Annotated in this window: 24 protein-coding genes; 15 read left to right on the plus strand and 9 right to left on the minus strand. The window is 66.7% G+C overall.

Annotated features, from left to right (window positions below; all coding sequences use genetic code 11):
• Positions 1–6 precede the first annotated feature (6 nt).
• Both OIK44_RS06075 and OIK44_RS06080 read left to right on the plus strand, forming a co-directional pair.
• Positions 7–417, plus strand: a complete 411-nt coding sequence (locus tag OIK44_RS06075; RefSeq protein ID WP_273669839.1) for a cytidine deaminase — start codon at positions 7–9, stop codon at positions 415–417.
• Positions 418–426: 9 nt separating this feature from the next.
• The gene (locus OIK44_RS06080; RefSeq protein WP_273669840.1) at positions 427–1,647 is read left to right on the plus strand and encodes a nucleoside deaminase; all 1,221 of its coding nucleotides are present in this window, start codon (positions 427–429) and stop codon (positions 1,645–1,647) included.
• A gap of 121 nt (positions 1,648–1,768) precedes the next feature.
• Here the strand turns inward: OIK44_RS06080 and OIK44_RS06085 are convergent, their stop codons facing one another.
• The 5 genes from OIK44_RS06085 to OIK44_RS06105 form a co-directional block, all read right to left on the minus strand.
• Positions 1,769–2,173 carry a YybH family protein gene (locus OIK44_RS06085; protein WP_273669841.1) on the minus strand — a complete coding sequence of 135 codons (405 nt, stop codon included), beginning with the start codon at positions 2,171–2,173 and terminating at the stop codon, positions 1,769–1,771.
• Complete coding sequence (locus OIK44_RS06090) at positions 2,170–2,565, minus strand: VOC family protein (protein WP_273669842.1); 396 nt, start codon at positions 2,563–2,565, stop codon at positions 2,170–2,172. Before OIK44_RS06090 ends, OIK44_RS06085 begins: the two co-directional genes overlap by 4 nt.
• A 43-nt stretch (positions 2,566–2,608) precedes the next feature.
• On the minus strand, positions 2,609–3,031 hold the full coding sequence (locus tag OIK44_RS06095; RefSeq protein ID WP_273669843.1) for a VOC family protein: 423 nt from the start codon (positions 3,029–3,031) through the stop codon (positions 2,609–2,611).
• Between the two features lie 226 nt (positions 3,032–3,257).
• Positions 3,258–3,521 (minus strand): hypothetical protein, encoded by a 264-nt coding sequence (locus OIK44_RS06100; RefSeq protein WP_273669844.1) that lies wholly within the window; start codon positions 3,519–3,521, stop codon positions 3,258–3,260.
• Between the two features lie 162 nt (positions 3,522–3,683).
• Positions 3,684–4,190 carry a hypothetical protein gene (locus OIK44_RS06105; protein WP_273669845.1) on the minus strand — a complete coding sequence of 169 codons (507 nt, stop codon included), beginning with the start codon at positions 4,188–4,190 and terminating at the stop codon, positions 3,684–3,686.
• Positions 4,191–4,375: 185 nt separating this feature from the next.
• Between OIK44_RS06105 and OIK44_RS06110 the strand changes: the two genes are divergently transcribed.
• Complete coding sequence (locus OIK44_RS06110; RefSeq protein WP_273669846.1) at positions 4,376–5,323, plus strand: choice-of-anchor A family protein; 948 nt, start codon at positions 4,376–4,378, stop codon at positions 5,321–5,323.
• A gap of 72 nt (positions 5,324–5,395) precedes the next feature.
• On the opposite strand, the gene OIK44_RS06115 is transcribed toward OIK44_RS06110, so the two are convergent.
• From OIK44_RS06115 to OIK44_RS06125, 3 genes are all read right to left on the minus strand, one after another.
• The gene (locus tag OIK44_RS06115; protein ID WP_273669847.1) at positions 5,396–6,034 is read right to left on the minus strand and encodes a LysE family translocator; all 639 of its coding nucleotides are present in this window, start codon (positions 6,032–6,034) and stop codon (positions 5,396–5,398) included.
• A gap of 67 nt (positions 6,035–6,101) precedes the next feature.
• Positions 6,102–6,785: a TetR/AcrR family transcriptional regulator gene (locus tag OIK44_RS06120; protein ID WP_273669848.1), complete on the minus strand. Its 684-nt coding sequence runs from the start codon at positions 6,783–6,785 to the stop codon at positions 6,102–6,104.
• 5 nt (positions 6,786–6,790) lie between these two features.
• Positions 6,791–8,257, minus strand: a complete 1,467-nt coding sequence (locus OIK44_RS06125) for an aminotransferase-like domain-containing protein (RefSeq protein WP_273669849.1) — start codon at positions 8,255–8,257, stop codon at positions 6,791–6,793.
• 242 nt (positions 8,258–8,499) lie between these two features.
• Here OIK44_RS06125 and aptA point away from each other — a divergent pair, with 242 nt between their 5' ends.
• The 8 genes from aptA (at position 8,500) to OIK44_RS06165 (ending at position 19,465) form a co-directional block, all read left to right on the plus strand.
• The gene (aptA, locus tag OIK44_RS06130) at positions 8,500–9,816 is read left to right on the plus strand and encodes an omega-aminotransferase AptA (protein WP_273669850.1); all 1,317 of its coding nucleotides are present in this window, start codon (positions 8,500–8,502) and stop codon (positions 9,814–9,816) included.
• A gap of 36 nt (positions 9,817–9,852) precedes the next feature.
• Positions 9,853–10,968 carry an alanine dehydrogenase gene (gene ald, locus OIK44_RS06135; protein ID WP_273669851.1) on the plus strand — a complete coding sequence of 372 codons (1,116 nt, stop codon included), beginning with the start codon at positions 9,853–9,855 and terminating at the stop codon, positions 10,966–10,968.
• A 33-nt stretch (positions 10,969–11,001) separates the two neighbouring features.
• Positions 11,002–12,504, plus strand: coding sequence for a CoA-acylating methylmalonate-semialdehyde dehydrogenase (locus tag OIK44_RS06140; RefSeq protein WP_273669852.1), 1,503 nt, complete (start codon positions 11,002–11,004; stop codon positions 12,502–12,504).
• Positions 12,505–12,597: 93 nt separating this feature from the next.
• A complete protein-coding gene (locus OIK44_RS06145) occupies positions 12,598–13,977 on the plus strand; it encodes an NAD(P)-dependent oxidoreductase (RefSeq protein ID WP_273669853.1) in 1,380 nt (459 codons plus the stop codon).
• On the plus strand, positions 13,965–15,239 hold the full coding sequence (gene preA / locus OIK44_RS06150; RefSeq protein ID WP_273669854.1) for an NAD-dependent dihydropyrimidine dehydrogenase subunit PreA: 1,275 nt from the start codon (positions 13,965–13,967) through the stop codon (positions 15,237–15,239). Before OIK44_RS06145 ends, preA begins: the two co-directional genes overlap by 13 nt.
• 78 nt (positions 15,240–15,317) lie before the next feature.
• The gene (locus OIK44_RS06155; protein ID WP_273669855.1) at positions 15,318–16,802 is read left to right on the plus strand and encodes an NCS1 family nucleobase:cation symporter-1; all 1,485 of its coding nucleotides are present in this window, start codon (positions 15,318–15,320) and stop codon (positions 16,800–16,802) included.
• A gap of 14 nt (positions 16,803–16,816) precedes the next feature.
• Entirely contained in the window at positions 16,817–18,211 is a 1,395-nt protein-coding gene (hydA, locus tag OIK44_RS06160) for a dihydropyrimidinase (protein WP_273669856.1), read from the plus strand.
• Between the two features lie 18 nt (positions 18,212–18,229).
• Complete coding sequence (locus OIK44_RS06165) at positions 18,230–19,465, plus strand: Zn-dependent hydrolase (protein WP_273669857.1); 1,236 nt, start codon at positions 18,230–18,232, stop codon at positions 19,463–19,465.
• A 74-nt stretch (positions 19,466–19,539) separates the two neighbouring features.
• Here the strand turns inward: OIK44_RS06165 and OIK44_RS06170 are convergent, their stop codons facing one another.
• The gene (locus OIK44_RS06170; protein WP_273669858.1) at positions 19,540–20,382 is read right to left on the minus strand and encodes an alpha/beta fold hydrolase; all 843 of its coding nucleotides are present in this window, start codon (positions 20,380–20,382) and stop codon (positions 19,540–19,542) included.
• A 55-nt stretch (positions 20,383–20,437) separates the two neighbouring features.
• Between OIK44_RS06170 and OIK44_RS06175 the strand changes: the two genes are divergently transcribed.
• The 4 genes from OIK44_RS06175 to OIK44_RS06190 all read left to right on the plus strand — a co-directional run bounded on the left by OIK44_RS06175 (position 20,438) and on the right by OIK44_RS06190 (position 25,634).
• Positions 20,438–21,055, plus strand: a complete 618-nt coding sequence (locus OIK44_RS06175) for a TetR/AcrR family transcriptional regulator (RefSeq protein WP_273669859.1) — start codon at positions 20,438–20,440, stop codon at positions 21,053–21,055.
• Positions 21,052–21,831, plus strand: coding sequence for an enoyl-CoA hydratase/isomerase family protein (locus OIK44_RS06180; RefSeq protein ID WP_273669860.1), 780 nt, complete (start codon positions 21,052–21,054; stop codon positions 21,829–21,831). Before OIK44_RS06175 ends, OIK44_RS06180 begins: the two co-directional genes overlap by 4 nt.
• 31 nt (positions 21,832–21,862) lie before the next feature.
• Positions 21,863–24,331: an NHL repeat-containing protein gene (locus OIK44_RS06185; RefSeq protein ID WP_273669861.1), complete on the plus strand. Its 2,469-nt coding sequence runs from the start codon at positions 21,863–21,865 to the stop codon at positions 24,329–24,331.
• A 115-nt stretch (positions 24,332–24,446) separates the two neighbouring features.
• A complete protein-coding gene (locus OIK44_RS06190; RefSeq protein WP_273669862.1) occupies positions 24,447–25,634 on the plus strand; it encodes a substrate-binding domain-containing protein in 1,188 nt (395 codons plus the stop codon).
• Positions 25,635–25,641: the final 7 nt, after the last annotated feature.

The following is a 25,641-nucleotide window of genomic DNA, read 5'->3' on the forward strand; positions in this document are numbered from 1 at the left end:
CACCAGATGGACAACCAACAACTGATCGCCGAAGCGAAGGCCGCGCGCCTGCTGGCCTACACGCCGTACTCGAACTTCAAGGTCGGCGCGGCGCTGCTGTGCCACGACGGCCGCGTCTTCCGCGGCTGCAATGTGGAAAACGCCTCCTACCCGCTGTGCAACTGCGCCGAGCGCACCGCCTTCTTCAGCGCCCTCGCGCACGGCTACCGACCGGGTGACTTCGACAAATTGGTCGTCGTCGGCGAGACGGACGGCCCGATCGCCCCGTGCGGCGCCTGCCGCCAGGTGATCCTGGAACTGGGCGGCAACGAGCTGCCGGTGCTGCTGACCAACCTGAAGGGCGACATGTTCGAAACCACCGCCAGCGAACAACTGCCGAACGCGTTCGGCGGCGCCGATCTGAAAAAACGTCCGTAAAGCTGCGCTGTGAACAAGACCATTGACGTGCAGGCGGCGGTCGCCATCGCCGCCGCCGAAGCGATGACGGCGAAGACGCAGGGCACCTTCGGCGTCGGCGGCGTGCTGCTCGACCAGTCGGGCAACGTGCTGTGCTCAATGCACAACAACGTCGTCAAGAACGGCCTGATATTCGACCCGACCGCGCACGGCGAGCGCCAGCTGGTCGACTGGTATTTTGCCGAGCGGGCCAGGGGCGCGGCGCTGCCGCCGCCCGAAGACATCACCATCGTCACCTCGCTCGACCCGTGCTGCATGTGCGCGGGCGCGATCCTGGAGGCGGGCTTCAACGTCGTGGTGGCGGCCGGCGACGCCAAGGCCGGCGTCAACTACGACGGCAATGCCGGCTTCGCCGCGCTGCCCGAAACGCTGCGGGCGCGGGCGGCGGCCAGCTTCTGCTACCCGGCCGTGCGCGGGCGCAGCGAATATGCGCGCGCCGCGTCGGGCGCCGCGCCGAAGTCCTTCTTCATCGGCAAAACCGTCACCGAAGCGACCCAGGCCCTATGCTCGCTGGTGTTCGAGTCGACCTCCGCCGACGTGATGGAACTGCTCAACGCCGATCCGGGCCAGGACAGCCTGCGCGATCCGGCCAGCCTGCCGGCCGACCATCCCATCGTGCTGGCGCTGCAAGGCCAGGACCCGGCGGCGCTGGCCTATCGCGGCCCGCCGCAGCGGCCCGGCGCCGGGCTGGCGCCGTTTCTGCTGGCGGCGATGCAACAGGACCGGCTCGACGGCGGCAGCGGCGACGCCTGCGCGCTGCTCGACCGGTTTGGCAACCTGCTGCTGTGCGTGCCGGGCAAGCGGGCGCAATCGGCGATCCGCACGCCGTTCATGGAATGCACGCGGCGCTACGCGCAACTGCGCTACGAGTTGATGAATGGCGCCGATGCGGCCTTGCAGGACGAGGTGAAGCGCTATCTGGCGCACCCGAAGGAGGGCACTTTCGTGTTCGCCGTCGGGCCGGACGACAGCGCGGCCAGCTTCATGAATCTGGGGGCCTACGGCTCGACGATGGAGGGGCCGCTGCCGGCCAACAACCCGGCGCAGTTCCAGTACGTGCGCGCCGGCGCCGACGAGGCGGCGCTGCATGCCTGGTGCGCGGCGATGCCGCCGCTGTACCGCAACGTCATCAACATCCGGCCGGTGCAGGTTGCCGACCGGGCGCTGCTTGAGGCGCTGGCGGCGGCTTAGGCCAATAGCCGGGGGCGGACCGCAAACTGCCACGTCAACAGCCGGGGTCAGACCCCAAGCAGCCGGGGTCAGACCCCAACTGCCAGGTCAACAGCCGGGGTCGGACCCCAAACTGCCGGGGTCAGACCCCTGGCGTTTCGACCGGCATCAGCAGGTTGGCGTCGCGCGTGAGCCGCCACGCGCCGTCCGCGCCCTTGCGCAAGATCGACAGCGTATGGCCGGCCCGCTGCGTGGCGGCGCCGCCCTGCGCTGGCACGATGCGCACCGACAGCCGCGTGCGGCAATACGCCATATCCCCCGCCACCACGACTTCCTCGACCTCGCTGTCGGCCTCGATCCGCTGCGTGCGCAACAGCCCGCGCAAGCCGTCCGCGAACGTCTCGCGCCCGAGCATCGGCTCCTGTCCCGGCACCAGAAACAGCACATCGGGCGCCATCAGCGCCAGCACCTGCTCGATATCGCCGTCGCGGCTGGCGCGCAACCAGGTCGCGATCAACTGGCGGATCGCGCGCTCGTCCTGGCTCATGGCTTCTCCATCAACACACCGGGATTGAACTGCATCATGCCGAACATATTGCCGTCGGGGTCGCGGATATAGACCAGCGTGCCGACCCCCTCGACCGGCATTTTCGGCACGATGACGGCGCCGCCCAGCTCCGTGGCGCGCTCGATGGCGGCGTCGATCTGCGCGACGTCGATGGTGCAGACGAAGGCATTTACCGACTGCATATCGGCCGGCGGCGGGCCGCGCCGCGGCAGCAGGCCGCCGTCGATGCCGGGCTTGCCTGAGCCCGTATCGACCAGCCAATAATCGTGCTCGCCCCACTGCTTGAAAGTCCAGCCGAACAAGCTGCCGTAATAATCGATCAGCGCCTGCGGCTGCGAAGCCTGTATCTCAAAATGAACTGTGCGTGACATGGAAATCTCCTATTGCAAGGAAACATGAACGTGAGCGCGGCGCTCACCACGGGTCGTAGGTGCCCAGGCTCCACAAATGGCCTTCCGGATCGCGGCAAGTGAAACCGCGCCCGCCGTAATCCTCGTCCTGGATATCGAGCACGATAACGGCGCCCACCTCGCGGGCGCGGCGGTACACGGCGTCGGCGTCGGCGACGACCAGATAACAGCTTTGGGTATTGAAATTTCCGACCTCATCGGGCTGGCGCACCAGGCGGCCGTACTCGGAAGCGAAGACCGAACCGAGCATCACCATACCGTTGCCGAAACTGAGCTGGGCATGCGCGATCGTGCCATCCTCGTTCGGCACCACCAACTGCCGCTCAAAGCCGAGCGCCCGGCACAACCACTCAATGGCGGCGGGCGCATTGCGATAGCGCAGACAGGGCATCAATGTTGCCCGGGTATTCTTCGGAATCGTCGACATGGAAAACTCCTACAACGGGGCTCAAAATAGCTTTGATACCAACCACCCGTGCGGCGTTCGCCCCAAGTGCGCGCTACAGGCGCGCGTTGATACTAATCAGAGTGGCGCGCACAAGGCGCCCTTCAATATAGTCCACGTATTCCATCCCCACAAGTTTGGGGTCAGGTCTAGACATGACGGTTTTCATCCCAACAAGCTTGGGGTCAGGTCTAGACATGGCGGTTTTTTATTGCCGCGCAGCTCCGTGCTTGCCGGCGCCGCCGTTTATGCCGGTGACGCGGATCACCCAGCGCAGCAGCAGGAAGCCGACGAACAGGGCGATGATCAGCGGCACGATGGTGATGACGATGGCCAGCGCGATGCAACTCAGCAGCAGGGCCGGCCAGGACATCGTACTCAGCGTGCGGGCGGTGAGGCGGGCGAAGCGCGAAAACGCCTGGCCGGCTTCCTTGAACGGGGAAGCGTAGGGTGGGGGATTGATGTCTTTCATGCCGGCTCTCCTGTCGTGTGCGCGATCCGGGCGCGGGCTGCGGCCGGTCGATGCTGAAACTGTAGCGCGGCGGCCGGCGTGCCGGCCCGGTTTTCCGACGAAGCGCCGAAACAGCGGCATGGCCGGTGGCGGCGCGCGACGAAAGGCGCGCCGCCCGGGTGCTTACTCGAAGACTTTGAGCTTGAGCTGCACGCTCAGCGCGCCATACAGCCGGTCCTTGTAGGAGGGGATGACGGCCACGTTCACGCCGACGCTTTTGTATTCGTAGCTGATGGTGGGGATGACGGCGGGGAACCAGCCGCCGTTGCGCGTTTTCGGGTAGCCGTCGAAGGCGCCGACGACGGCGCCGAGGCGGAACGGTCCGAACGTGAGGGGTTGGTAATACACGCCGACATAGTTCGAATACATGCGGTCGCTATTATAGAAGCGCCCGGCGGTGGCCGAGGCCACCGTCGAGAAGCGGTATTCGGCGCCTATGCCGGGGTTGCTGTCGTTCAGGTTCTTGTCGCGCTGGAAATGGTAAGAGTAGAAACCGGCGTTCAGCCAGACCTCTTTCAGCGGCTTGTTGTCGAGCATCTCGAACGATTGCGCGCGGGCGCCCGAGCACAATGCCAGCAGCAGGGCGGTGCAGATCCACGGCAGCTTGCGCGCCGGCGACGGTTGATTCATGACGTTCCTTGTAGGATGGTTAAGACAAGTCGATATTGGCGCCGAGCTTACCCGTCCGCATGCCCACCTTGCAAGCCTGCCTGAAAATTAATTTGGGGAAGGATGCCGCGATGCGTTTACGCGACAAACAAAATGGCGCAGACATGATATCCTTGAAGTAATTTAAATTGCATTGAGGGAATAAAATGTCAACCATATCGAAATCCTCAGCCCTCTTCCTGTTGCCCGTTCTGCTCGCGGCCGGATCGGCACAGGCCGGTGTGCTCGACCTTGGCATTGGCGGCGCCAACCTGTATTCCCTGGGTAATTTCAGTGCCAGCGGCAGCGACGTCGAGGGCGCCGTGCTGGTCGCCGGCAACCTGAGCGCCTCGAACTACGCGATCAACGGCAAGAACAAGGATGCTTACGGCGGCTATTCGCTGGTGGTCGGCGGCAACCTGAACTACAGCTCCGGCTCGATCAAACACGGCCAATACTATATTGGCGGCGCGAAGACCACCAGCAACGTCGGCTTCAACAGTTCCACGGCCTCGTCGACGCTGCCGCTGTCGTTCGCGGCCACGGCCAACCAGGTCAAACAGACCTCGGGCGCCCTGTCCCACGTGGCGGCCACGGCGAGCAGCTCGGTCCAGTACGGCGGCATGACGCTGACGGGCAGCGGCAGCGGTGTCGAAGTGTTCAACATCAGCGGCGCCAGCCTGGCCAGCGTCAACCATTTCAACTTCGGCAGCCAGTTGAGCAAGCACGAAACGTTGATCTTCAACATCAGCGGCAAGGACGCGATCGGCTTCAACCAGAACGGCGTGGGCCTGGACGGCTTCAAGGACTACAACGTCTTGTTCAATTTCTACGAAGCGACCCACCTGAACCTGCAGAACGTCGGCGTCTACGGCAGCCTGCTGGCGCCGCTGGCGACCGTGACGGGCGGCGGCGGCCAGATCAACGGTAACGTCATCGTCGGCAACTGGGCCTCGAACATCCAGGTCAATGCCAGCCGCTTCTTCCAGCCGACCCAGCTGGGCGGCTTCGCCTCCGCCGTGCCGGAGCCGGAAAGCTACGCGATGCTGTTGGCCGGGCTGGGCCTGATCGGCTTCATGGCGCGCCGCAAAGCGCGTGCCCGGAGCGGCGCATAAAACGGCGCGCTGGCGCAGCATCGACCCGCCTTCGTGGCGGGTTTTTTTATATGGATGGCCGCGGCGGCGCGCTCAGCCGCGCTGGCTGCCCAGCAGCTTCAGGCCCAGCAGCACGAAGATGGAGCCGCCCAGGTATTTGACGGACTTCACGAAGCGGCTGTTCTTCACCTTGTGCTTGAGCTGGCTCACGGAGAATGAATAGAAGATGTGGACGGCGGTGACGCTGGCGGCGCTGGTCAAATACATCAGCGCGAACTGCCAGCCCAGCGGGCGGGTCTGGTCGATAAACTGCGGCATGAAGGCGGACAGGAAGATCAGCGTCTTTGGATTGCTGATCGACACCAGGAAGGCGGAGCGGAACAGCGCGCCCTTGGCCATCGGCGCCGGCGCGGCGTCGACGCCGGCGTCGATGGCCGGGGCGTCCTGGCGGGCGTTGCGGATCTGCCCGACGCCGAGGAAAATCAGGTAGGCCGCGCCCAGCACCTTCATCACGAGGAAAAATTCCGGCAGTGCGGCGATGGTCGCGCCGACGCCGCCCGCCACCAGCATGACGATCAGCAGCTGCGCCGCCAGGTTGCCGAGAATGGTCACCAGCGCCGACGCCGAACCGTACTTCAGGCTATTGCGTATCACCAGCACGACGTTCGGCCCCGGCGAGATGGTCAGGATGAAGTAGGTGGCGGCGAAGGTCAGCCAGACGTGAAAGGCCATGAGGCGTCCGATGTAAATGGTGGAGCGACGATTATGCGCAGTGCGGCGCCGGACCGCCAGCCTTTTTTCACGCCTGTTGTGCGCCGGCCCGCTGCGGCGCGACGTGCACGGCCGCCAGCACCATCCGCGTGATGAGCTGCTCGGCGTCGTCGAAGTCCTGGCCGGTGAGCTGCTGGCGGTCCAGCACCAGCGCCATCTGCGCCGCGAAGTCGGCGTAGGACTGCGTCATGGCCCAGATCGCGAACAGCAAATGGGTGGCGTTGAGCGGCGCGATCTGGCCGGCCGCCATCCACTTCTCGAACACGGCGATGTCCTTGCGCAGCAGCGGCACCACGCGCTGGCGGATCTGCGCGCCGTACAACTGGGCGCCGCCGATGACCTCCATCGCGTACACGCGCGAGGCCCACGGCTGCTCGCGCGAGAAGCGCAGCTTGGCGCGGATGTAGGCGCGCAGCATGGCGTGCGGCTCCCGCCCGTCGTCGGCCAGGCTGTCCATGCGCGCCAGCCATTCGTCGAGCACGTCGTCGAGCACGCGCCGGTACAGCGCCTGCTTGGTGGGGAAGTAGTACATCAGGTTCTGCTTCGACAGGCCGCTGCTGTCGGCGATGGCGGCGATCGAGGCGCCCTCGTAGCCGCATTCGGCGAACGCGCGCACGGCCTGCGCGACGATCTCGGCCTCCAGCTTGTCGCGGTGCAGCAGGCGGCGCTTGGGCGGGGGCGGCGCGGCCGGCGGTTTTTTGGCTGGCGGCATGGCGCTCACTCCGGCCGGACCAACTTCAGGAACTGCAGCAGCTGCGGCGAGTCCGAGTAGGCGACGTTGAAGCGGAACCACACCGTCTCCGGCGGGCGCAGCATGAAGAACTCGTTCGGCGACAGCAGGATGCCGGACTGCAGCGCCAGGTCGGCGATGACCTTGCCGTTCCATTCCGGCGTGGCCGCCGCGGCCCAGCCGGCGCTGACGAACATGCCGCCGCGCGGGCGCGCCAGCGGCGCCATGCCGGCCTGCGCCAGGCAGTCGATGCTGCGCGCGCGGGCCGCGTCGAGCTGGCTGATCAGGCGCTCGATCATGCGCCGGTGCGCCCGCGCCGACACGGCGTGGTAGACGGCGCGCTCGTTGATTTCCGAGGTCGTCAGGCCGGCCAGCATTTTCACGCGCAGCAGTTCCGGCAGCAGCGAGCTGGAGGCGCAGATCGAGCCGACCCGCAGCACCGGCGACAGCGTCTTCGAGTAGCTGCCGACGCGGATCACGCGGCGCAGCCCGTCCATCGCCGCCAGCGAGGCTTCGCCGCGCGGCGTCAGCTCGCGGTAGATGTCGTCCTCGACGAGCCAGAAGTCGAATTGCTCGGCCAGCCCCAGCAGGCGGTGCGCCTGGGCGTGGCTGAGCGAGGCGCCGAGCGGGTTTTGCAGCACCGTGTTGACGAACATCAGCTTCGCTTGCGTGGCGGCCGCCTGGCGCGCCAGGTGGTCGAAGTCGAGGCCGGCCTCGCCGCGCGGGATGCCGACCGGCACGCAGCCGTGGTGGCGGATCAGCGACAGCAGATTGCTGTAGCCGGGGTCCTCGACGAAGACGGTGTCGCCCGGCTTGGTCAGCGTGCGCAGGATCAGGTCGAAGGCGTGGGTGGCGCCGTGGGTCAGCAGGATCTGCTCCGGCTCGACCGCGTACAGCTCCTCCGACAGCGTCGCCGCCAGGTGCTGGCGCAGCGCGGCGAAACCGAGCGGGTGGCCGTAGCCGCGCAGCCGGTTGGCCGGGATGCGCATCGCCTGGCGCACGGCGTCGAGGATGGTGGCCTCGCCGTACAGCTCGGGCGGCAGCCAGCCGGCGCCCACCGGCAGCGCGTCGGACACGCCGGAGTACAGGTCGGGGGAGAGGGCGTCGATCGCCGTCGGGCTGGCGTAGATCGCCGCGTGCGGCGGCGCCGCCGCCTCGCTGCGCGCCACGTAGTAGCCGGAGCCGCGCCGCGACGACAGCAGGCCCAGCGTGACGAGGCGGTCGTAGGCCTCCACCACGGTGAAGGTGGAGATGCCGTTGCACTTGGCGAACTGGCGCACCGAGGGCATTTTGGTGCCGACGCGCAATTCGCGCCGGCCCACCATCAGCGTGACGGCCGCGACGATCTGCTCGACCAGGCCGCCCTTCTTGCTGCGCTCGATGGCCAGCGTCGGCCAGCCGGCGTCCGACTTGGCGCAATGGGGCTGCGGCGGCGCGGTGCTAGTCTGATTCATCCGTGTGTCCCCTGTGATGCACCGGACAGAACTGTATTGTTTTCGTTACCTGTACGGTTGGATGGTTTTGCCGTCTGTGTATCTGTGCCATCGCTGGCGGCGTGTCTATTATTGCATCATCATTTTGCCAGCTGGTAAATTATTTTACGTTTGTAAAAAGTTGCGGCCCGGTGGTAGTGATGCCGTTCAGGCGCTTGCCCGGCCCGGACGGCACTCCCAGTCATAATCGAAAGGAGACTCGCATGAACGAATCCAGACCCGCATCCATGTCCGCGTTTTGGATGCCATTTACCAACAACCGCGACTTCAAGGCCCAGCCGCGCCTGCTCGTGTCGGCCGAGGGCATGTACTACAAAGACGTCGACGGCAACGCCGTGCTCGACGGCACCGCCGGCCTGTGGTGCGTGCCCTGCGGCCACGCCCAGCCGAAAATCGTCGGCGCCGTGCGCGAGATGGTCGGCCAGCTCGACTTCGCGCCGACCTTCCAGATGGGCCATCCGGCCGCCTTCGACCTGGCCGAGAAGCTGATGGCCTACACCGGGCACCGCTTCGGCCACGTCTTCTACACCAACTCCGGCTCGGAGGCGGTGGACACGGCGCTGAAAATGGCGCTGGCCTACCACAAGGCGCGCGGCGAGGCCGGGCGCATCCGCCTGATCGGCCGCGAGCGCGGCTACCACGGCGTCGGCTTCGGCGGCATCTCCGTCGGCGGCATCGCCGGCAACCGCAAGAGCTTCGGCCCGATGCTGGGCGGCGTCGACCACCTGCCGCACACCCACAACCTGGAACGGAACGCCTACACCCGCGGCGAGCCGGAATACGGCAGCCACCTCGCCGACGAGCTCGAACGCATCGTCGCGCTGCACGACGCCTCGACCATCGCCGCCGTCATCGTCGAGCCGGTGGCCGGCTCGACGGGCGTGCTGATTCCGCCGAAGGGCTACCTGAAGCGCCTGCGCGAGCTGTGCACCAAGCACGGTATCCTGCTCATCTTCGACGAAGTCATCACCGGCTTCGGGCGCATGACGACGCCGTTCGCGGCCGACTATTTCGACGTCGAGCCGGACATGATGACCACCGCCAAAGGGCTCACCAACGGCGTCGTGCCGATGGGCGCCGTGTTCACCAAGCGGCACATCCACGACGCCTTCATGGACGCCCCCGCCGGCATCGAACTGTTCCACGGCTACACCTATTCGGGCCACCCGCTGGCCTGCGCCGCCTCGCTGGCGACGCTGGAAGTGTTCGAGGAGCAGAATATTCTGGCGCACGCGCAAAGCGTGCAGGCATACTGGGAAGACGCCGTGCATTCGCTCAAGGGCTTGCCGCACGTGATAGACATCCGCAGCATCGGCCTGATCGCCGGCATCGAGCTGGCGCCGATCGCCGGCAAGCCGGGCGCGCGCGCCTTCAGCGCCTTCAAGCAAGCCTTCGCCGACGGCGTGCTGATACGCACCACCGGCGACATCATCGCCCTGTCGCCGCCCCTGGTGCTGGAGAAGAAACACATTGACGAGCTGTTCGGCAAGCTGGCCAAGGTGCTGAAGAATCTGGAGTAGCCCCGCCGAAACATAACGATAAAAGAGGAGACCAGCATGCTAGTAGGCGTTCCAAAAGAGATCAAGAACCAGGAGTCGCGCGTCGGCCTGACCCCGGCCAGTGTGCGCGAGTTGATTCTGCGCGGCCATCAGGTGCTGGTGCAGAAAAACGCCGGCCTCGGCATCGGTCTGAGCGACGCGATGTACGAGGCGGCCGGCGCCACGATCGCCGAGACGGCCGAGGAGGTGTTCCGCCGCGCCGGCCTGATCGTCAAGGTCAAGGAGCCGCAGCCGCAGGAATGCGCGCTGCTGCGCCCCGGCCAGATCCTCTACACCTATCTGCACCTGGCCCCCGACCCTGGGCAAACGGCGGCGCTGCTGAAGTCGGGCGCCGTCTGCATCGCCTACGAAACCATCACCGGCCACGGCGGCGGCCTGCCGCTGCTGGCGCCGATGAGCGAAGTGGCCGGGCGCATGGCGATCCAGGCCGGCGCCGCCCATCTGGAAAAATCCAAGGGCGGCATGGGCCTGCTGCTGGGCGGCGTGCCGGGCGTGGCGCCGGGCCACGTCGCCATCCTCGGCGGCGGCGTCGTCGGCACCCACGCGCTGCAGATGGCCGTCGGCATCGGCGCGCGCGTGACGGTGCTCGACAAGAACGTCGACCGCCTGCGCCAGCTCGACCTGGTCTTCGGCAACCGCATCGTCACGCAGTATTCGAACGCGCAGTCGATCGAGGAGGCCGTGCTTGACGCCGACCTGGTCGTCGGCGGCGTGCTGGTGCCCGGCGCCACCGCGCCGAAACTGGTGACGGCGGCGATGATCGCGCGCATGAAGCCGGGCGCCGTGGTGGTCGACGTCGCCATCGACCAGGGCGGCTGCTTCGAAACCTCGCGCGCCACCACGCACGCCGAGCCGACCTACCTGGTCGGCGACGTCATCCACTACTGCGTGGCGAACATGCCCGGCGCCGTCGCCCGCACCTCGACCTTCGCGCTGAACAACGCCACCATCGGCCACGCGCTGGCGCTGGCCGACAAGGGCTGGCGCCAGGCCATGCTCGACAACGTCCACCTGAAGCACGGCCTGAACGTGTGCCAGGGCCACGTCACCTATGAAGCCGTGGCCAGGAACCTGGGCTACCCCTATGTACCGGCCGACACGGCCCTGGCCTGAACCGCATTTTTTATTTCCGTTAAAGCGAACATCATGAGCAATCTCGACACCATCACCCATTACATCAACGGCGCCTTCACCGACACCCGCAGCGGGCGTTACGCCGACGTCTACAACCCGGCGCTGGGCCAGCCGGTCGCCAGGGTCGCGCTGGGCACGGCGGACGACGTCGACGCGGCCGTGCGGGCGGCGGCCGCCGCCTTCCCGTCGTGGTCGGCCACGCCGCCGCTGACGCGCGCCCGCGTGCTGTTCAAATACCTGCAACTGTGCCAGCAGCACACCGACGAATTCGCCGCGATGCTGACGCGCGAGCACGGCAAGACCTTCTCCGACGCCCAGGGCGAAGTGGCGCGCGGCATCGAGATGGTCGAATTCGCCGTCGGCATTCCGCAACTGCTGAAGGGCGAATTCACCGACCAGATTGCGCGCGGCATCGACGCCTGGTCGATGCGCCAGGCGCTGGGCGTGGTGGCCGGCGTCACGCCGTTCAACTTCCCGGTGATGGTGCCGATGTGGATGTTCCCGGTCGCCATCGCCTGCGGCAACACCTTCGTGCTGAAGCCGTCCGAGCGCGACCCGTCGGCCTCGCTGCTGCACGCCAAACTGCTCAAGGAGGCCGGCTTGCCGGACGGCGTCTTCAACGTCATCCAGGGCGACCGGGTCACGGTCGACGCCCTGCTCGACCATCCGCTGGTGCAGGCGCTCAGCTTCGTCGGCTCGACGCCGATCGCCGAATACATTTACGCGCGCGGCAGCGCCAGCGGCAAGCGCGTGCAGGCGCTGGGCGGCGCGAAGAACCACATGGTGGTGATGCCCGACGCCGACATGGAGATGACGGTGGACGCGCTGATCGGCGCCGCCTACGGTTCCGCTGGCGAGCGCTGCATGGCCATTTCCGTGGTGGTGGCGGTGGGCGACGCCGGCGACAAGTTGATAGGCGCACTGGCATCGCGCACGGCCGCACTGAAAATACGCGACGGCATGGCGGCGGACGCCGAAATGGGGCCTGTCGTGTCGTCGGCCGCCAAGCAGCGCATCGAAAGGCTGATCGGCGAGGGCGTCGAGCAGGGCGCGACCCTGCTGGTCGACGGCCGCAACCACAAGGTGGCGGGGCGCGAGAACGGCTTCTTCGTCGGCGGCACGCTGTTCGACCATGTGACGCCGGAGATGTCGATCTATAGGGAGGAAATCTTCGGGCCGGTACTGTGCGTGGTGCGCTCGCCGGACGTGGCCAGCGCCGTCGCGCTGATCAACAACAACGAATATGGCAACGGCGTGGCCATCTACACGCGCGACGGCGGCGTGGCGCGCGAGTTCGTGCGGCAGATCCAGGTCGGCATGGTCGGCGTCAACGTGCCCCTGCCGGTGCCGATGGCCTTCAACAGCTTCGGCGGCTGGAAGCGCAGCATGTTCGGCGACCACCACGCCTACGGCCCGGAAGGCGTGCGCTTCTACACGCGCCACAAGGCCGTGATGCAGCGCTGGCCGAACACCGCCAGCGCTGGTGTGGAATTTGCTTTCCCGCAGATGAAGTAAGGGGGCAAGCCGGGCGGCCGCCGGCGGCGGCCTGTCGCGTTGCTCGGCTCGCCGGCAGAGCGCACTTGTTGTATCCACGCAGGAGTCGAAACGATGCTCGAGTCTCTCCATTACCTGCCGCGTCCGGCCGAGCCGGACGCCACCCTGGCCGGGCGCTTCGGCGACCTGGCGCCGGCGCTGACGGCGCGCCAGGCGGCCATCGAAAGCGCGCGCTGCCTGTACTGCTACGACGCGCCGTGCACGCGCATCTGCCCGACCGGCATCGACGTCGCCAGCTTCATCCGCAACATCCACGATAACAACATCAACGGCGCGGCGGCCGGGATTTTAGGGCAGAACATCCTCGGCGGCAGTTGCGCGCGGGTCTGTCCGACCGAAGTCCTGTGCGAGGACGTCTGCGTGCGCAACCGCGACGCGGAAGGCCAGCCGGTGCGCATCGGCGCGCTGCAGCGCTACGCCGTCGACCACATGCATTTCGCCGGCCATCCGTTCACGCGCGCGCCCTCCACCGGCAAGCGTGTTGCCGTCGTCGGCGCCGGCCCGGCCGGGCTGGCGTGCGCGCACCGGCTGGCGATGCTGGGCCACGACGTCGTCGTGTTCGAGGCGCGCGACAAGGCCGGCGGCCTGAACGAATACGGCATCGCCAAGTACAAGCTGACCGACGATTTCGCCCGCAAGGAAGTCGAGTTCCTGCTCGGCGTAGGCGGCATAGAAATCCGATGTCGCCACGCGCTCGGCGGCGAGCTGCAACTGCGCGACTTGCGGGCGCAGTACGACGCCGTCTTCCTCGGCCTGGGGCTGGGCGCCAGCCGCCGCCTCGGCCTGACGGGCGAGGACGCGCCCGGCCTGCTGGCGGCGGTCGACTACATCGCCGCGCTGCGCCAGAGCGACGACCTGGGCGCGCTGCCGCTGCCGGCCCGCGTCATCGTCATCGGCGCCGGCAACACCGCGATCGACATGGCGGTGCAGATCGCGCGCCTGGGCGCGCGGGAGGTGACGCTGGTGTACCGGCGCGGCTTCGACGCGATGACGGCGACCGCGCACGAGCAGGACATCGCCAAGGCGAACCAGGTGCGCATGCGCACCTGGGCGCAGCCGCAGGAGGTGCTGCTCAACAGCGCCGGCCGGGTGGCCGGCATGCGCTTCGAGAACACCGCCATGCAAGACGGCCGCCTGGTGGGCACCGGCGTCACCTTCGACATCGGCGCCGACGCCATCTTCAAGGCCATCGGCCAGAGCCTGGACGGCGCCGGCCCGGGCGATCCGCTGGCGGCGGCGCTGCCGCGCGACGGCGGCAAGATCGCCGTCGACGCGCAGTTCCGCACCGCCGTGCCGGGCGTCTATGCCGGCGGCGACTGCGTGGCGCCGGGGCAGGACTTGACGGTGCAGGCGGTCCAGCACGGCAAGCTGGCCGCGCTGGCCATCCACCACGACATGCAATCCAAGGCGGAGCCGACATCATGGCCGATCTGAGCATCGAGTTTTGCGGCATCAAGTCGCCCAATCCCTTCTGGCTGGCGTCGGCGCCGCCGACCGACAAGGCTTACAACGTGGTGCGCGCCTTCCAGGCCGGCTGGGGCGGCGTCGTGTGGAAGACGCTGGGCGAAGACCCGGCCGCCGTCAACGTCTCGTCGCGCTATTCGGCGCTGTACGGACGCAACCGCGAGGTGCTCGGCTTCAACAACATCGAGCTGATCACCGACCGCAGCCTGGACATCAACCTGCGCGAAATCACCGAGGTGAAGCGGGACTGGCCGGACCGCGCGCTGATCGTCTCGCTGATGCTGCCGTGCGAGGAAAAGCTGTGGGCCGCCATATTGCCGCTGGTGGAGGCCACCGGCGCCGACGGCGTCGAGCTCAATTTCGGCTGCCCGCACGGCATGCCGGAGCGCGGCATGGGCGCGGCCGTCGGCCAGGTGCCCGAGTACGTGCAGATGGTCACCGCCTGGTGCAAGAAGCATTCGCGGCTGCCGGTGATCGTCAAGCTGACGCCGAACATCACCGACGTGCGCCTGCCGGCGCGCGCGGCGCTGGCCGGCGGCGCCGACGCCGTCTCGCTGATCAACACCATCAATTCCATCACCTCGCTCGACCTGGACCGCATGGTGGCGCTGCCGACCGTGGGCGGCGCCAGCACGCACGGCGGCTACTGCGGCGCCGCCGTGAAGCCGATCGCGCTGAACATGGTGGCCGAGATCGCCCGCGATCCGCAGACCCGCGGCCTGCCGATTTCGGGCATCGGCGGCATCGGCAACTGGCGCGACGCGGCCGAATTCATCGCGCTGGGCGCCGGCTCGGTGCAGGTCTGCACCGCCGCCATGCTGCACGGCTTCCGCATCGTCGCGGAGATGAAGGACGGCCTGTCGCGCTGGATGGACGAGAAGGGCTACCGCTCGATCGGCGAATTTTCCGGCAAGGCTATCCCCAATACCACCGACTGGAAATACCTGGACATGAACTACCAGGTCATCGCGCAGATCAACCAGAACGACTGCATCCAGTGCGGCAAATGCTATGTGGCCTGCGAGGACACCTCGCACCAGTCGATCGCGCAACTGGTCGACGCGGCCGGCGCGCGCAGCTATGAGGTCATCAAGGAGGAATGCGTCGGCTGCAATCTGTGCGAAATCACCTGCCCGGTGCAGGGCTGCATCACGATGGTGCCGCAGGATACCGGCAAGCCGTATATGAACTGGACACAGGACCCGCGCAATCCACGGGCGGAGGTGCGATAGGCGGGACAGTTGTTATAAACTGTTTGTTTGTTACGCGTCCCCAGCCCCTTGGCTCAATAAAAAAATGGAGAAAAACCTGTGAATAAAGATATATCAGCCAATACGCAGCTGTGGAACGAAGACCTGGCGCCGACCGGCGCCGCGCAACGCACCTGGCGCTGGTATCACTTCGCCGCCCTGTGGGTCGGCATGGTGATGTGCATCCCCGCCTACACGCTGTCGGCCAGCCTGATCGACAGCGGCATGTCCGGCGCGCAGGCGGTGCTGACGGTCTTCCTCGCCAACGCCATCGTGCTGCTGCCGATGTTGCTGATCGGCCACGCCGGCACCAAATACGGCATCCCCTATGCCGTGCTGGCGCGCTCCTCCTTCGGCACCGCCGGCGCGCGCCTGCCGGCGCTGATGCGCGCCGTCGTCGCCTGCGGCTGGTACGGCATCCAGACCTGGTTCGGCGGGCAAATGATCTACACGCTGATGGGCGTGATGCTCGGCCACGAGCTGGGCGGCGAGAAGATCGCCGGCCTCGGCATCAACGGCAGCCAGCTGCTGTGCTTCCTGGCCTTCTGGGCCATCCAGTTCTACTACATCCTGCACGGCATGGACGCGATCCGCAAACTGGAAACCTACACGGCGCCGCTGAAGATCGCCATCTGCTTCGTGCTGCTGGCCTGGGTCCACAACAAGGCCGGCGGCTTCGGCCCGCTGTTCGAGCAGCCTTCGCAATTCGTCGCCGGCGGAAAAAAAGCCGGCCAGTTCTGGGCCGTGTTCTGGCCCTCGCTGACGGCGATGGTCGGCTTCTGGGCCACGCTGGCCTTGAACATCCCCGACTTCACGCGCTTCGCCAAAACCCAGCGCGACCAGATCGTCGGCCAGTCGGTCGGCCTGCCGGTGCCGATGGGGCTGCTGGCGATGCTGGCCGTGATCGTCACCTCGGCCACCGTGGTCCTGTACGGCAAGGCGATCTGGGACCCGGTCGACCTGGCCAGCCGCATGACCGGCGCGGCCGTGCTGGTCGCGCTGATCGTGCTGCTGGTCGACACCGTCAGCGTCAACCTGGCCGCCAACCTGGTCGGCCCGGCCTACGACTTCTCGTCGCTGGCGCCGAAGCAGATCTCCTACAAGGCCGGCGGCTACCTGACCGCCTCGATCGCCATCCTGATGATGCCGTGGAAGATACTCGAATCGACCCAGGGCTACATCTTCACCTGGCTGATCGGCTATTCCGCGCTGCTCGGACCGATCGCCGGCATCCTCATCGTCGACTACTACTTCATCCGCAAGACGGAGCTGGACGTGCCCGAGCTGTACCGCGCCGACGGCTGCTACTCCTACGGCAACGGCTGGAACACGGCGGCGCTGGTCGCCTTTATCGTCGGCGTGGCGCCGAACATTCCCGGCTTCCTGAACGCCGCCTTCCCGCAATCGTTCCCCGGCGTGGCCGACGGCTTCAAGACCGTGTACACCTACGCCTGGTTCGTCGGCGTGGCGATCTCCGCGATCGTGTATGGCCTTATGATGAAGGGCAAAACCGTGCCGTCGCTGCGCGCGGCGGCCCAGCCCTAACCCAGGAGAACCGAATGACCACGATCATCCGCGGCGGCACCGTCGTCAATGCAGACCGCGCCTTCCGCGCCGACGTGCTGCGTTACGGCGACAAAATCGTCGCCGTCGGCGAAAGCCTGGACGCGCCGGCGTCGGCCAAGGTGATCGACGCCGGCGGCCAGTACGTGATGCCGGGCGGGATAGACACGCACACCCACATGAACCTGCCGTTTATGGGCACAGTCACCGCCGACGATTTCTTCACCGGCACGGCGGCCGGCCTGGCCGGCGGCACCACCACCATCATGGACTTCGTCATTCCGGCGCCGCGGCAGTCGCTGATCGAGGCCTACCACACCTGGCGCGGCTGGGCCGCCAAATCGGCCGGCGACTACACCTTCCACGTCGCCGTCACCTGGTGGGACGACAGCGTCCACGCCGACATGGGCACGCTGGTGCGCGAGCACGGCGTCAACAGCTTCAAGCACTTCATGGCGTACAAGAACGCCATCATGGCGGACGACGAAACGCTGATCAAAAGCTTCAGCCGCGCGTGGGAACTGGGCGCGCTGCCGACGGTGCACGCGGAGAACGGCGAGCTGGTCTTCCAGCTGCAGCAGGAGCTGCTGAAAAAGGGCATGACGGGAGCGCAAGCGCATCCGCTGTCGCGGCCGCCGGCGGTCGAGGCGGAGGCGGCCAACCGCGCCATCGCCATCGCCGGCGTGCTGAACACGCCGGTCTACATCGTCCACGTCTCCTGCGCCGAAGCGCTCGACGCCATCACCCGCGCGCGCGCCAACGGCCAGCGCGTCTACGGCGAGGCGCTGGCCGGCCACCTGCTCATCGACGACAGCGTCTACCGGCACGCCGACGCCGCCTACGTGGCCGGCCACGTCATGAGCCCGCCGTTCCGCGGCAAACAGCACCAGGCCGCGCTGTGGCACGGCCTGCAAAGCGGCAACCTGCAGACCACCGCGACCGACCACTGCAGCTTCTGCGCCGAGCAGAAAGCGGCCGGGCGCGACGACTTCACGAAAATCCCCAACGGCTGCGGCGGCGTCGAGGAGCGCATGGCCGTCGTCTGGGACGCCGGCGTCAACAGCGGCCGGCTGACGCCGTCCGAATTCGTCCGCGTCACCTCGACCAACGCCGCGCAGATATTCAATATGTATCCGCGCAAAGGCGTCATCGCCGTCGGCGCCGACGCCGACATCGTCGTCTGGGATCCGCAGGGGACGCGGACGATCTCGGCGCGCAGCCAATTCGCCAAGGGCGGCTTCAACGTCTTCGAGGGACGCAGCGTGCGCGGCATCCCGACCACCACCGTCGCCGCCGGCAACGTCGTCTTCCACGGCGGCGCACTGACGGCGCAGGAGGGCGCCGGGCGCTACGTCGAACGGCCGGCGTTCGCCGCCGTGTCGGCCCGATAAACCAAACAAGGAGCGGACATGGATGAACTGCGCATCAACGGCGCGCGCCTGTGGGCGGCGCTGATGGAACTGGCCAAGATCGGCGCCACGGCCAAGGGCGGCGTCAAAAGGTTGGCGTTGACCGACCTCGACAAACAGGGCCGCGACCTGGTCGTCGGCTGGGGGCGGGAAGCGGGCCTGAGCATCAGCATCGACCAGATCGGCAACGTCTTCATGCGCCGCGACGGCAGCGACCACACGCTGGCGCCGGTGGTCACGGGCAGCCACATCGACACCCAGCCGACCGGCGGCAAGTTCGACGGCAACTACGGCGTGCTGGCGGGGCTGGAAGTGGTGCGCACCCTCAACGAGCGCAACATCACCACGCTCGCGCCGATCGAAGTGGCGTTCTGGACCAACGAAGAAGGCTCGCGCTTCGTGCCGGTGATGATGGGCTCGGGGGTCTTCTGCGGCGCCTTCAGCCTGGAGACGGCCTACGCGGCCACCGACACCGAAGGCAAAAGCGTCGGCGACGAACTGGCGCGCATCGGCTACCGAGGCGAGCAAGTGCCGGGGCGGCACCCGATCGGCGCCTATTTCGAGACGCACATCGAACAGGGGCCGGTGCTGGAAGACGCCGGCAAGGTGATCGGCGTCGTGCCGGCCGTGATGGGACTGTCGTGGTACGACTGCGTGGTCAGCGGCATGGAGGCGCACGCCGGGCCGACGCCGATGGGCTTGCGCAAGGACGCGCTGCAAGTGGCGACGCGCATCATGCAGGAAGTGGTGGCCATCGCCAAGCGCTACCCGCCGTACGGGCGCGGCACGGTCGGCATGGTGCAAGTCTTCCCGAACAGCCGCAACGTCATCCCCGGCGAAGTCAAATTCAGCATCGACCTGCGCAACGTCAACGAGGCGCTGCTCAACACCATGCACGAAGACATGCTGGCCTACATCGACCAGACCCGCCGGGACAGCGGCCTGGCCATCGGCATCGAGCGCGTCTCCCACTACCCGCCGTGCCCCTTCCATCCCGAATGCATAGACGCCGTGCGCCGCGCCACCGCCAAACTCGGCTACAGCAGCATGGACGTCGTCTCGGGGGCGGGGCACGACGCCATCTACGCGGCGCGGCTGGCGCCGGCGGGCATGATCTTCATACCCTGCAAAGACGGCATCAGCCACAACGAAATCGAAGACGCCCAACCTGGCCACTTAGAGGCCGGCTGCAACGTCCTGCTGCACGCCATGCTCGAACGCGCCGGCGTCGCCTAAAAAGTTGCTTCCTCCCCTGGGGTCAGGTCTAGACATGGCGGTTTTGCTTGACTGCGCAAGTAAAACCGCCATGTCTAGACCTGACCCCAGAGGTGGCGGCTTAGTGTTGCCGAGAATGCTTGCGTTTGTTCCCACTGTGGCAGGTGGCCGGCGCCCGCTATGCCGTTCGTTTGCGTCGTGCCTGTTAGCCGCGCCAGGTGGGCGAAGGTGGCGGGGTGGTAGAGGCGGCTTTCGGCGCCGTAGATGTATTGGCAGCGTTCGCCCAGCGTCGGCAGGAGCGCGCGGTAGTCTTGGCGCGCCATGTCGGTCCATAGTTGCGCCAGTCCTTCGGCGGCGTTGCCGCGCATGATGGCGGTGAGGCGCGCCAGCAGCGCCGGGTCGGGTGCGGCGCCGCGCGCGAACAGGCGCGCCGCGCTGAGTTTGGCGTAGCGCCGCCAGTCGGCGCGCACGGCGGCGGCGGTCTGCGCCACCTGCGCCGCCGGGTAGCCGCCCGCCAGGCCGTGCGCCCACTCGTCGTCGGTGACGATTTTCGCTGTCATGTCGATGACGCTGAGTTTGTCCAGCGCCGCCAGGCCGGTTTCGCGCAGGTGTTCCCACGCGATCATCGCGCCCATCGACCAGCCGACCAGCGAGTAGTTGTCCAGGCCGAGGTGGGCGATGAGCGCGCGCAGGTCGGCCGCCAGCAGGCCGACGCTCAGCGGTTGGCGCGCGTCTTGCGATGCGCCGTGGCCGCGCTGGTCCGGCACGATGAGGCGCAGCCCTTGCGCCGCCAGCGCCATCTGCGGTTCGAAGAATTCGCCCGAGGCGCCCCAGCCGTGCAGCAGGATGACGGCCTTGCCGCTACCCGTGTCGCGGTAGTGCAGGCGGGCGCCGTCCTGTGTTGTAAAGGAGAATTTTGTGCATTCTGTCGTTGACATCGGAATAAGCCCGTATACAATATGACACATGAATCATATTGTATATTGAGCTGCCATGCAATCGACCCCAGTCAAGAAAATCGAACCGCCGAAGACGGCCCGCGGCATGAAGACGCGCGCGAATATCTTGCGCGCCGCCGAGCAGGTGTTTGGCAATAAGGGCTTCCATGCCGCTTCGATCGCGGAAATCACCCAGGTCGCCGAGGTGTCGCAGGGAACTTTCTATATTTATTTCCCCGATAAGGAGGAGGCGTTCCGCGCGCTGGTCGAGTATATGGGGCAGGAGACTCAGGCTTTCATCCGCCAGCGCACCGGCGCCGCGCAGACCCGCCTTGAGGCTGAGCGTCTCGGCTTGCAGGCTTTCCTGTCTTTCGTCGCCGAGCACAAGAATTTGTACCGCATCGTGCTGGAGTCGCTGTTCGTCGATGAGGCGATTTACCGCAGTTATTTCAGTAAGTTCGGCGCCTTGTATCAGTCGCGCCTCGACGCGGCCGCCGCGCATGGCGAGATTACCGCCGGCGATACCGAGGTGCGCGCCTGGTGTCTGATGGGCGTCAGCCATTTCCTCGGCATGCGTTACGGCCTGTGGGACAGTCCGGACGCGCATGCCCGCGTGGTCGACGCGGCCACCGATTTCATTACCCACGGTTTGCAGGCGCGGGGCGGCCAGTGAGTGCGCTGGTGCTGGTCGAGCGCGATGGCGCCGTCGCGCGGCTGGTGTTGAACCGGCCGGCGCGCCACAACAGTCTGGTGCCCGAGTTGTTGCGGGCACTGCTGGCGGCGCTGGACGCCTGCGAGGCCGACGACGGCGTGCGCGCGCTGGTGCTGGCGCACGCCGGCCCCTCGTTTTCGACGGGCGGCGATGTACGCGCTTTTTACCAGCAGGGCGAGAACATCGCCGCCTACGGGGCCGAGCTGGTCGGTTTGCTGAACGAGGCGATTGTGCGTCTGGCCGCTTGCGCCAAGCCCGTCGTCGCCGCCGTCGACGGCACCGTCACGGGCGGCGCGCTGGGCCTGGTGCTGGCCTGCGACATCGTGCTGGTGTCGGCGCGCGCCAGCTTCACGCCGTATTACGTCGACGTCGGCTTCAGCCCGGACGGCGGCTGGACCGCGATGCTGCCGGCCTTCATCGGCAGCGCGCGGGCCCGTTCGGTGCAATTGCTGAACCAGCGCATCAGCGCCGAGCAGGCGCTGGCCTGGGGCATGGCGACGAAGCTGGTGGCGTCGATCGATATGGCCGACCAGGCTTTGGCGAGCGCCCGCGCCGTCGCCGCCAAGGTGGCCGGCAGTGTGCGCCGCACCCGCGCCCTGCTGGGGCCGGATCTGCCGCAGTTGCTTGACGCGCTGGAGCGCGAACGGAGTGAATTTTTGCAGCAAGTTGTCTCGACAGAAGCACAGCAGGGTATGCAGCGATTCTTGTCTCAGGGGAGTCAGGCTGTACAGCGTTAACACCTCACAGGGAGTAACAATGAACAGTTTCATGAATTTGCCATCCATCTTCAACCGCTTGTGGCGGGCCGGCTTGTTGTCCGGCCTGGCGCTGGCATCAACGGCCCAGGCGACCCAGACCTTCGCCGACGAGGACCGTTCCGCCGAGTTGGCGTCGCAGCCGCCGCACCAGCGTTACCAGTTCAATTCGCCGACCACGGTCACTTACGATAAGAGTTCCATCGGCGCCGGCGCGGCCGGCGCGCGGGTCTATGTGGCCGACATGGGCAACGACAGGGTGGTGGTGCTGAACCTGAACGGCCAGAAGATCGGCGTGCTCGACGCGGCCGATACGCTGCGCGCCGCCGACAGCCCGGCGGCGGCCGTGGCGCCGATCAAGGCGCCGCTGGGGATCGCCTTCCTGTCCGCCAGCGAGGCGCTCGACCCGCGGCTGGCCGGCCTGTATGTGAATGATGTCGGCAGCCACCAGATCCACTTTTTCCGCCCCGATGCCGCCGACGCCGACAAGTTCTACTATGTGACTTCGTTCGGCGTGAAGGGCTCGGGCGGCGGCCTGGAGTTGAACGTGCCGCGCAATATGGTGGTCACGCCGCAGGGCTGGGTGTATGTGTCGGATGAGTTCAACAACCGCATCAAGGGTTTTCGTCTCAATCCCGATGCCGCCTATGCGGTCACCTATCTGAATACCAGCGGCGCGGTCGACGCCGGCGGCCATGCGATTCCCGCCGGTCCGGTGATTCCCGGCGTGGACAAGGATTACGGCAGCGATTCGGGCAACTACTCCAGTTACGCCGGCCAGCCGAACAAGGTCGCCGGCTTTCGCATCCCGCAGGGGATGACGTACTGGCGCTCGCCGGCCGGCAACCACACGTATCTCTACGTCTGCGACAACGGCAACAACCGCATCAAGATTTTCGAGGTGAACCAGGGCAGCGGCGCGATCACGCTGGTCGACATCATCGGCCGCTACACGGCCAACGGCACGGCCGGCCACTTGAAGCGGCCGCGCGGCGTGCGCACCGACAAGGCCGGCAATCTGTACGTGGCCGACAGTTATAACGGCCAGATCCTGAAGTTCGCCAATCTGGACGGCGCGCTGGGCACCGTCAGCTACCGGGCCGGCGGCGCCAGCGACGCCAGCGCGGCCTGGACCTACGGTCGCCTGGGCATCCAGCAAATCGAGTTGCGCGCGCCGGTGACGGCCGCCACCGAGGACGCCGCCTTCCAGCTGCCCAACGATGCGGTGCCGATCGAGAACCCGGACGGCACGCCTTACCGCGAAAGCATCTGGGCCTCCGGCGTGTTTTACAGCAATCTACCGGTGCTGCTGGTGAGCGACCCGGGCAACCACCGCATCAAGAAGTGCTGGGCCGCCAGCAGCGGCGGTTCGATCGTGCGCTGCTCGGTGTCGGCCGGCGTCGGCGGCACCGCCAGCAATGAGTTCTGGGGCTATCCGCGCACGCTGACGGGACAGGTCCACGCGATTTCGGCGATGACCTATCTGCAGGGCAGTTCGCGCCTGCTGGTTAGCGACACGCCTAACACCCGCATCAATATGTATAGCGCCAGCGGCGCCTATCTGGGCAAGTTCGGCGGCGGCGACATCAACTACGGCGTCACCGGCATCAGCGCCTTCCCGGTCAGCGCCGGCGAGGAGGTGGCCGTCGTCACCGCGGCCGACACCAGCCTGCCGTTCCCGTACACGGGCGACAGCTCGCTGCGCATCTACAAGGCCGACGGCACGCTGCGCTACACCTTCAATCTGGGTTACCGCACCACCGGCCTGGCGGCGCCGAAGATCGCCTTCGCCAACGCGAATTTCCCGGTTGGCTTGCACGTCAAGGCGGAGGCGCCGGCCGACCAGTTTTCGGTGTATCTGACCAGCTTCGGCAACTATGCGTGGAAGTTCTCGTACAACCGCGCGGCCGGCACGCTGAGCTATGCGTGGGCGGCCGGCGGCGCCGACGCCAGCAAGGGCACGGATGTCGGCACCAGCTGGGCGCTGGGGCCGAACTTCTACAACCAGGGCGCGGCCGGCACCTTCGACACGATCCAGGGCATCCTGGCCTTGAACAACCGGGTCTATGCGGTGGACCGGCGCAACCAGCGCATTCAGGCGCTGAACCCGGCCAATGGCGCGTTGCTGGGCCAGATAGGCCAGGGCGGCGGCACTTACGACCACAACGGCAACATCGTCGCCGACGAGTTCTTCCTGCCCGAGGGGCTGGGCTACGACAGCACCCGGCAGCGCCTGCTGGTCGGCGACGGTTTCAATATGGTGGCCAAGTCCTTTGCCAATCCTGACCTGGTCGCGCCTAATGCCAGCGGCAAGATCCTGCCCGCTTTCAACGGTTACTGGTTGAATCCGGCGCTGGGCACCCGGCCGGGCGGCCTGTTCGCGACCCAGCAGGCGGTGGCCGGCGGCGGCAAGGTGTATGTCAGTTCCCTGATCAGCTGCCGCGTGACGATCTTCGACTGGTCCGAGCTGACGCCGCCCTGAGTCCGGTAGCGGGCTTTTTCTTGTACGGTTTTTGACGCCGGGCGCGGCGGCGGGACGGTCCCGCGCCCCGGTGTTTGCAGTGCCATGTAGCATATAAAAAAAGGATAGACGAGACATGAAGAGATTTCCCTTATCGCTGTGCGGCGCCGCGCTGGCGCTCGCCTGCCTGGCTGCGCCGGCGCGCGCCGCCGACATCAGGATCGCTCACATCTACAGCAAGACCGGCGCGCTGGAGGCTTACGGCAAGCAGACCCAGACTGGCCTGATGATGGGCCTGGAGTATGCGACCGGCGGCAGCATGATGGTCAAGGGCCGCAAGATTGTCGTCATCGAGAAGGATGACCAGGGCAAGCCGGACGTCGGCAAGTCCCTGCTGGCGCAAGCCTACGGCGACGACAAGGTCGATCTGGCCGTCGGGCCGACTTCGTCCGGCGTGGCGATCGCCATGCTGCCGGTGGCCGAGGAGTACAAGAAGGTGCTGCTGGTCGAGCCGGCCGTGGCCGATTCCATCACCGGCAGCAAATGGAACCGCTATGTGTTCCGCACCGGCCGCAATTCCTCGCAGGACGCGATCGCCAACGCGGTCGCGCTGGACAAGCCGGGCGTGAGCATCGCCACGCTGGCGCAGGACTACGCCTTCGGGCGCGACGGCGTGAAGGCTTTCGCCCAGGCGCTGTCGGGCAAGGGCGCGAAACTGGTGCACGAGGAGTATCTGCCCACCGGCACCAGCGACTTTACGGCCGGCGCGCAGCGCCTGATCGACGCGCTGAAGAACCAGCCCGGCCGCAAGGTGATTTTCGTGATCTGGTCCGGTGCCGGCAACCCGTTCAAGATCGCCGACCTGGATTTGAAGCGCCACGGCATCGAGATCGCCAGTGGCGGTAATATCCTGCCGGCCATGGCCGCCTACAAGCAGTTTCCCGGCATGCAGGGCGCGACCTATTACTACTACGGCATTCCGAAAAATCCCGCCAACCAGTGGCTGGTGACGGAGCACTACAAAAAGTTCAAGACCCCGCCCGACTTTTTCACGGCCGGCGGCATGACGGCCGGCATCGCGCTGGTGGAGGCGCTGAAGAAGGCCGCCGACACCAGTTCCGAGAAGCTGATCCAGGCCATGGAGGGGATGGCCTTCGAGACGCCGAAAGGCAAGATGGTGTTCCGCAAGGAGGACCACCAGGCGCTGCAGTCGATGTTCCATTTCCAGATCAAGGCCGACCCGGCACTGGCCTGGGGCGTACCGGAGCTGGTGCGCGAGCTGAAGATCGAGGATATCAAAGTGCCGGTGCGCAACAAGCTGTAGACGCGGC

The sequence above is a fragment of the Janthinobacterium fluminis genome (assembly GCF_028595325.1).
In the GTDB taxonomy this organism is placed as follows: Bacteria; Pseudomonadota; Gammaproteobacteria; order Burkholderiales; family Burkholderiaceae_D; genus Janthinobacterium; species Janthinobacterium fluminis.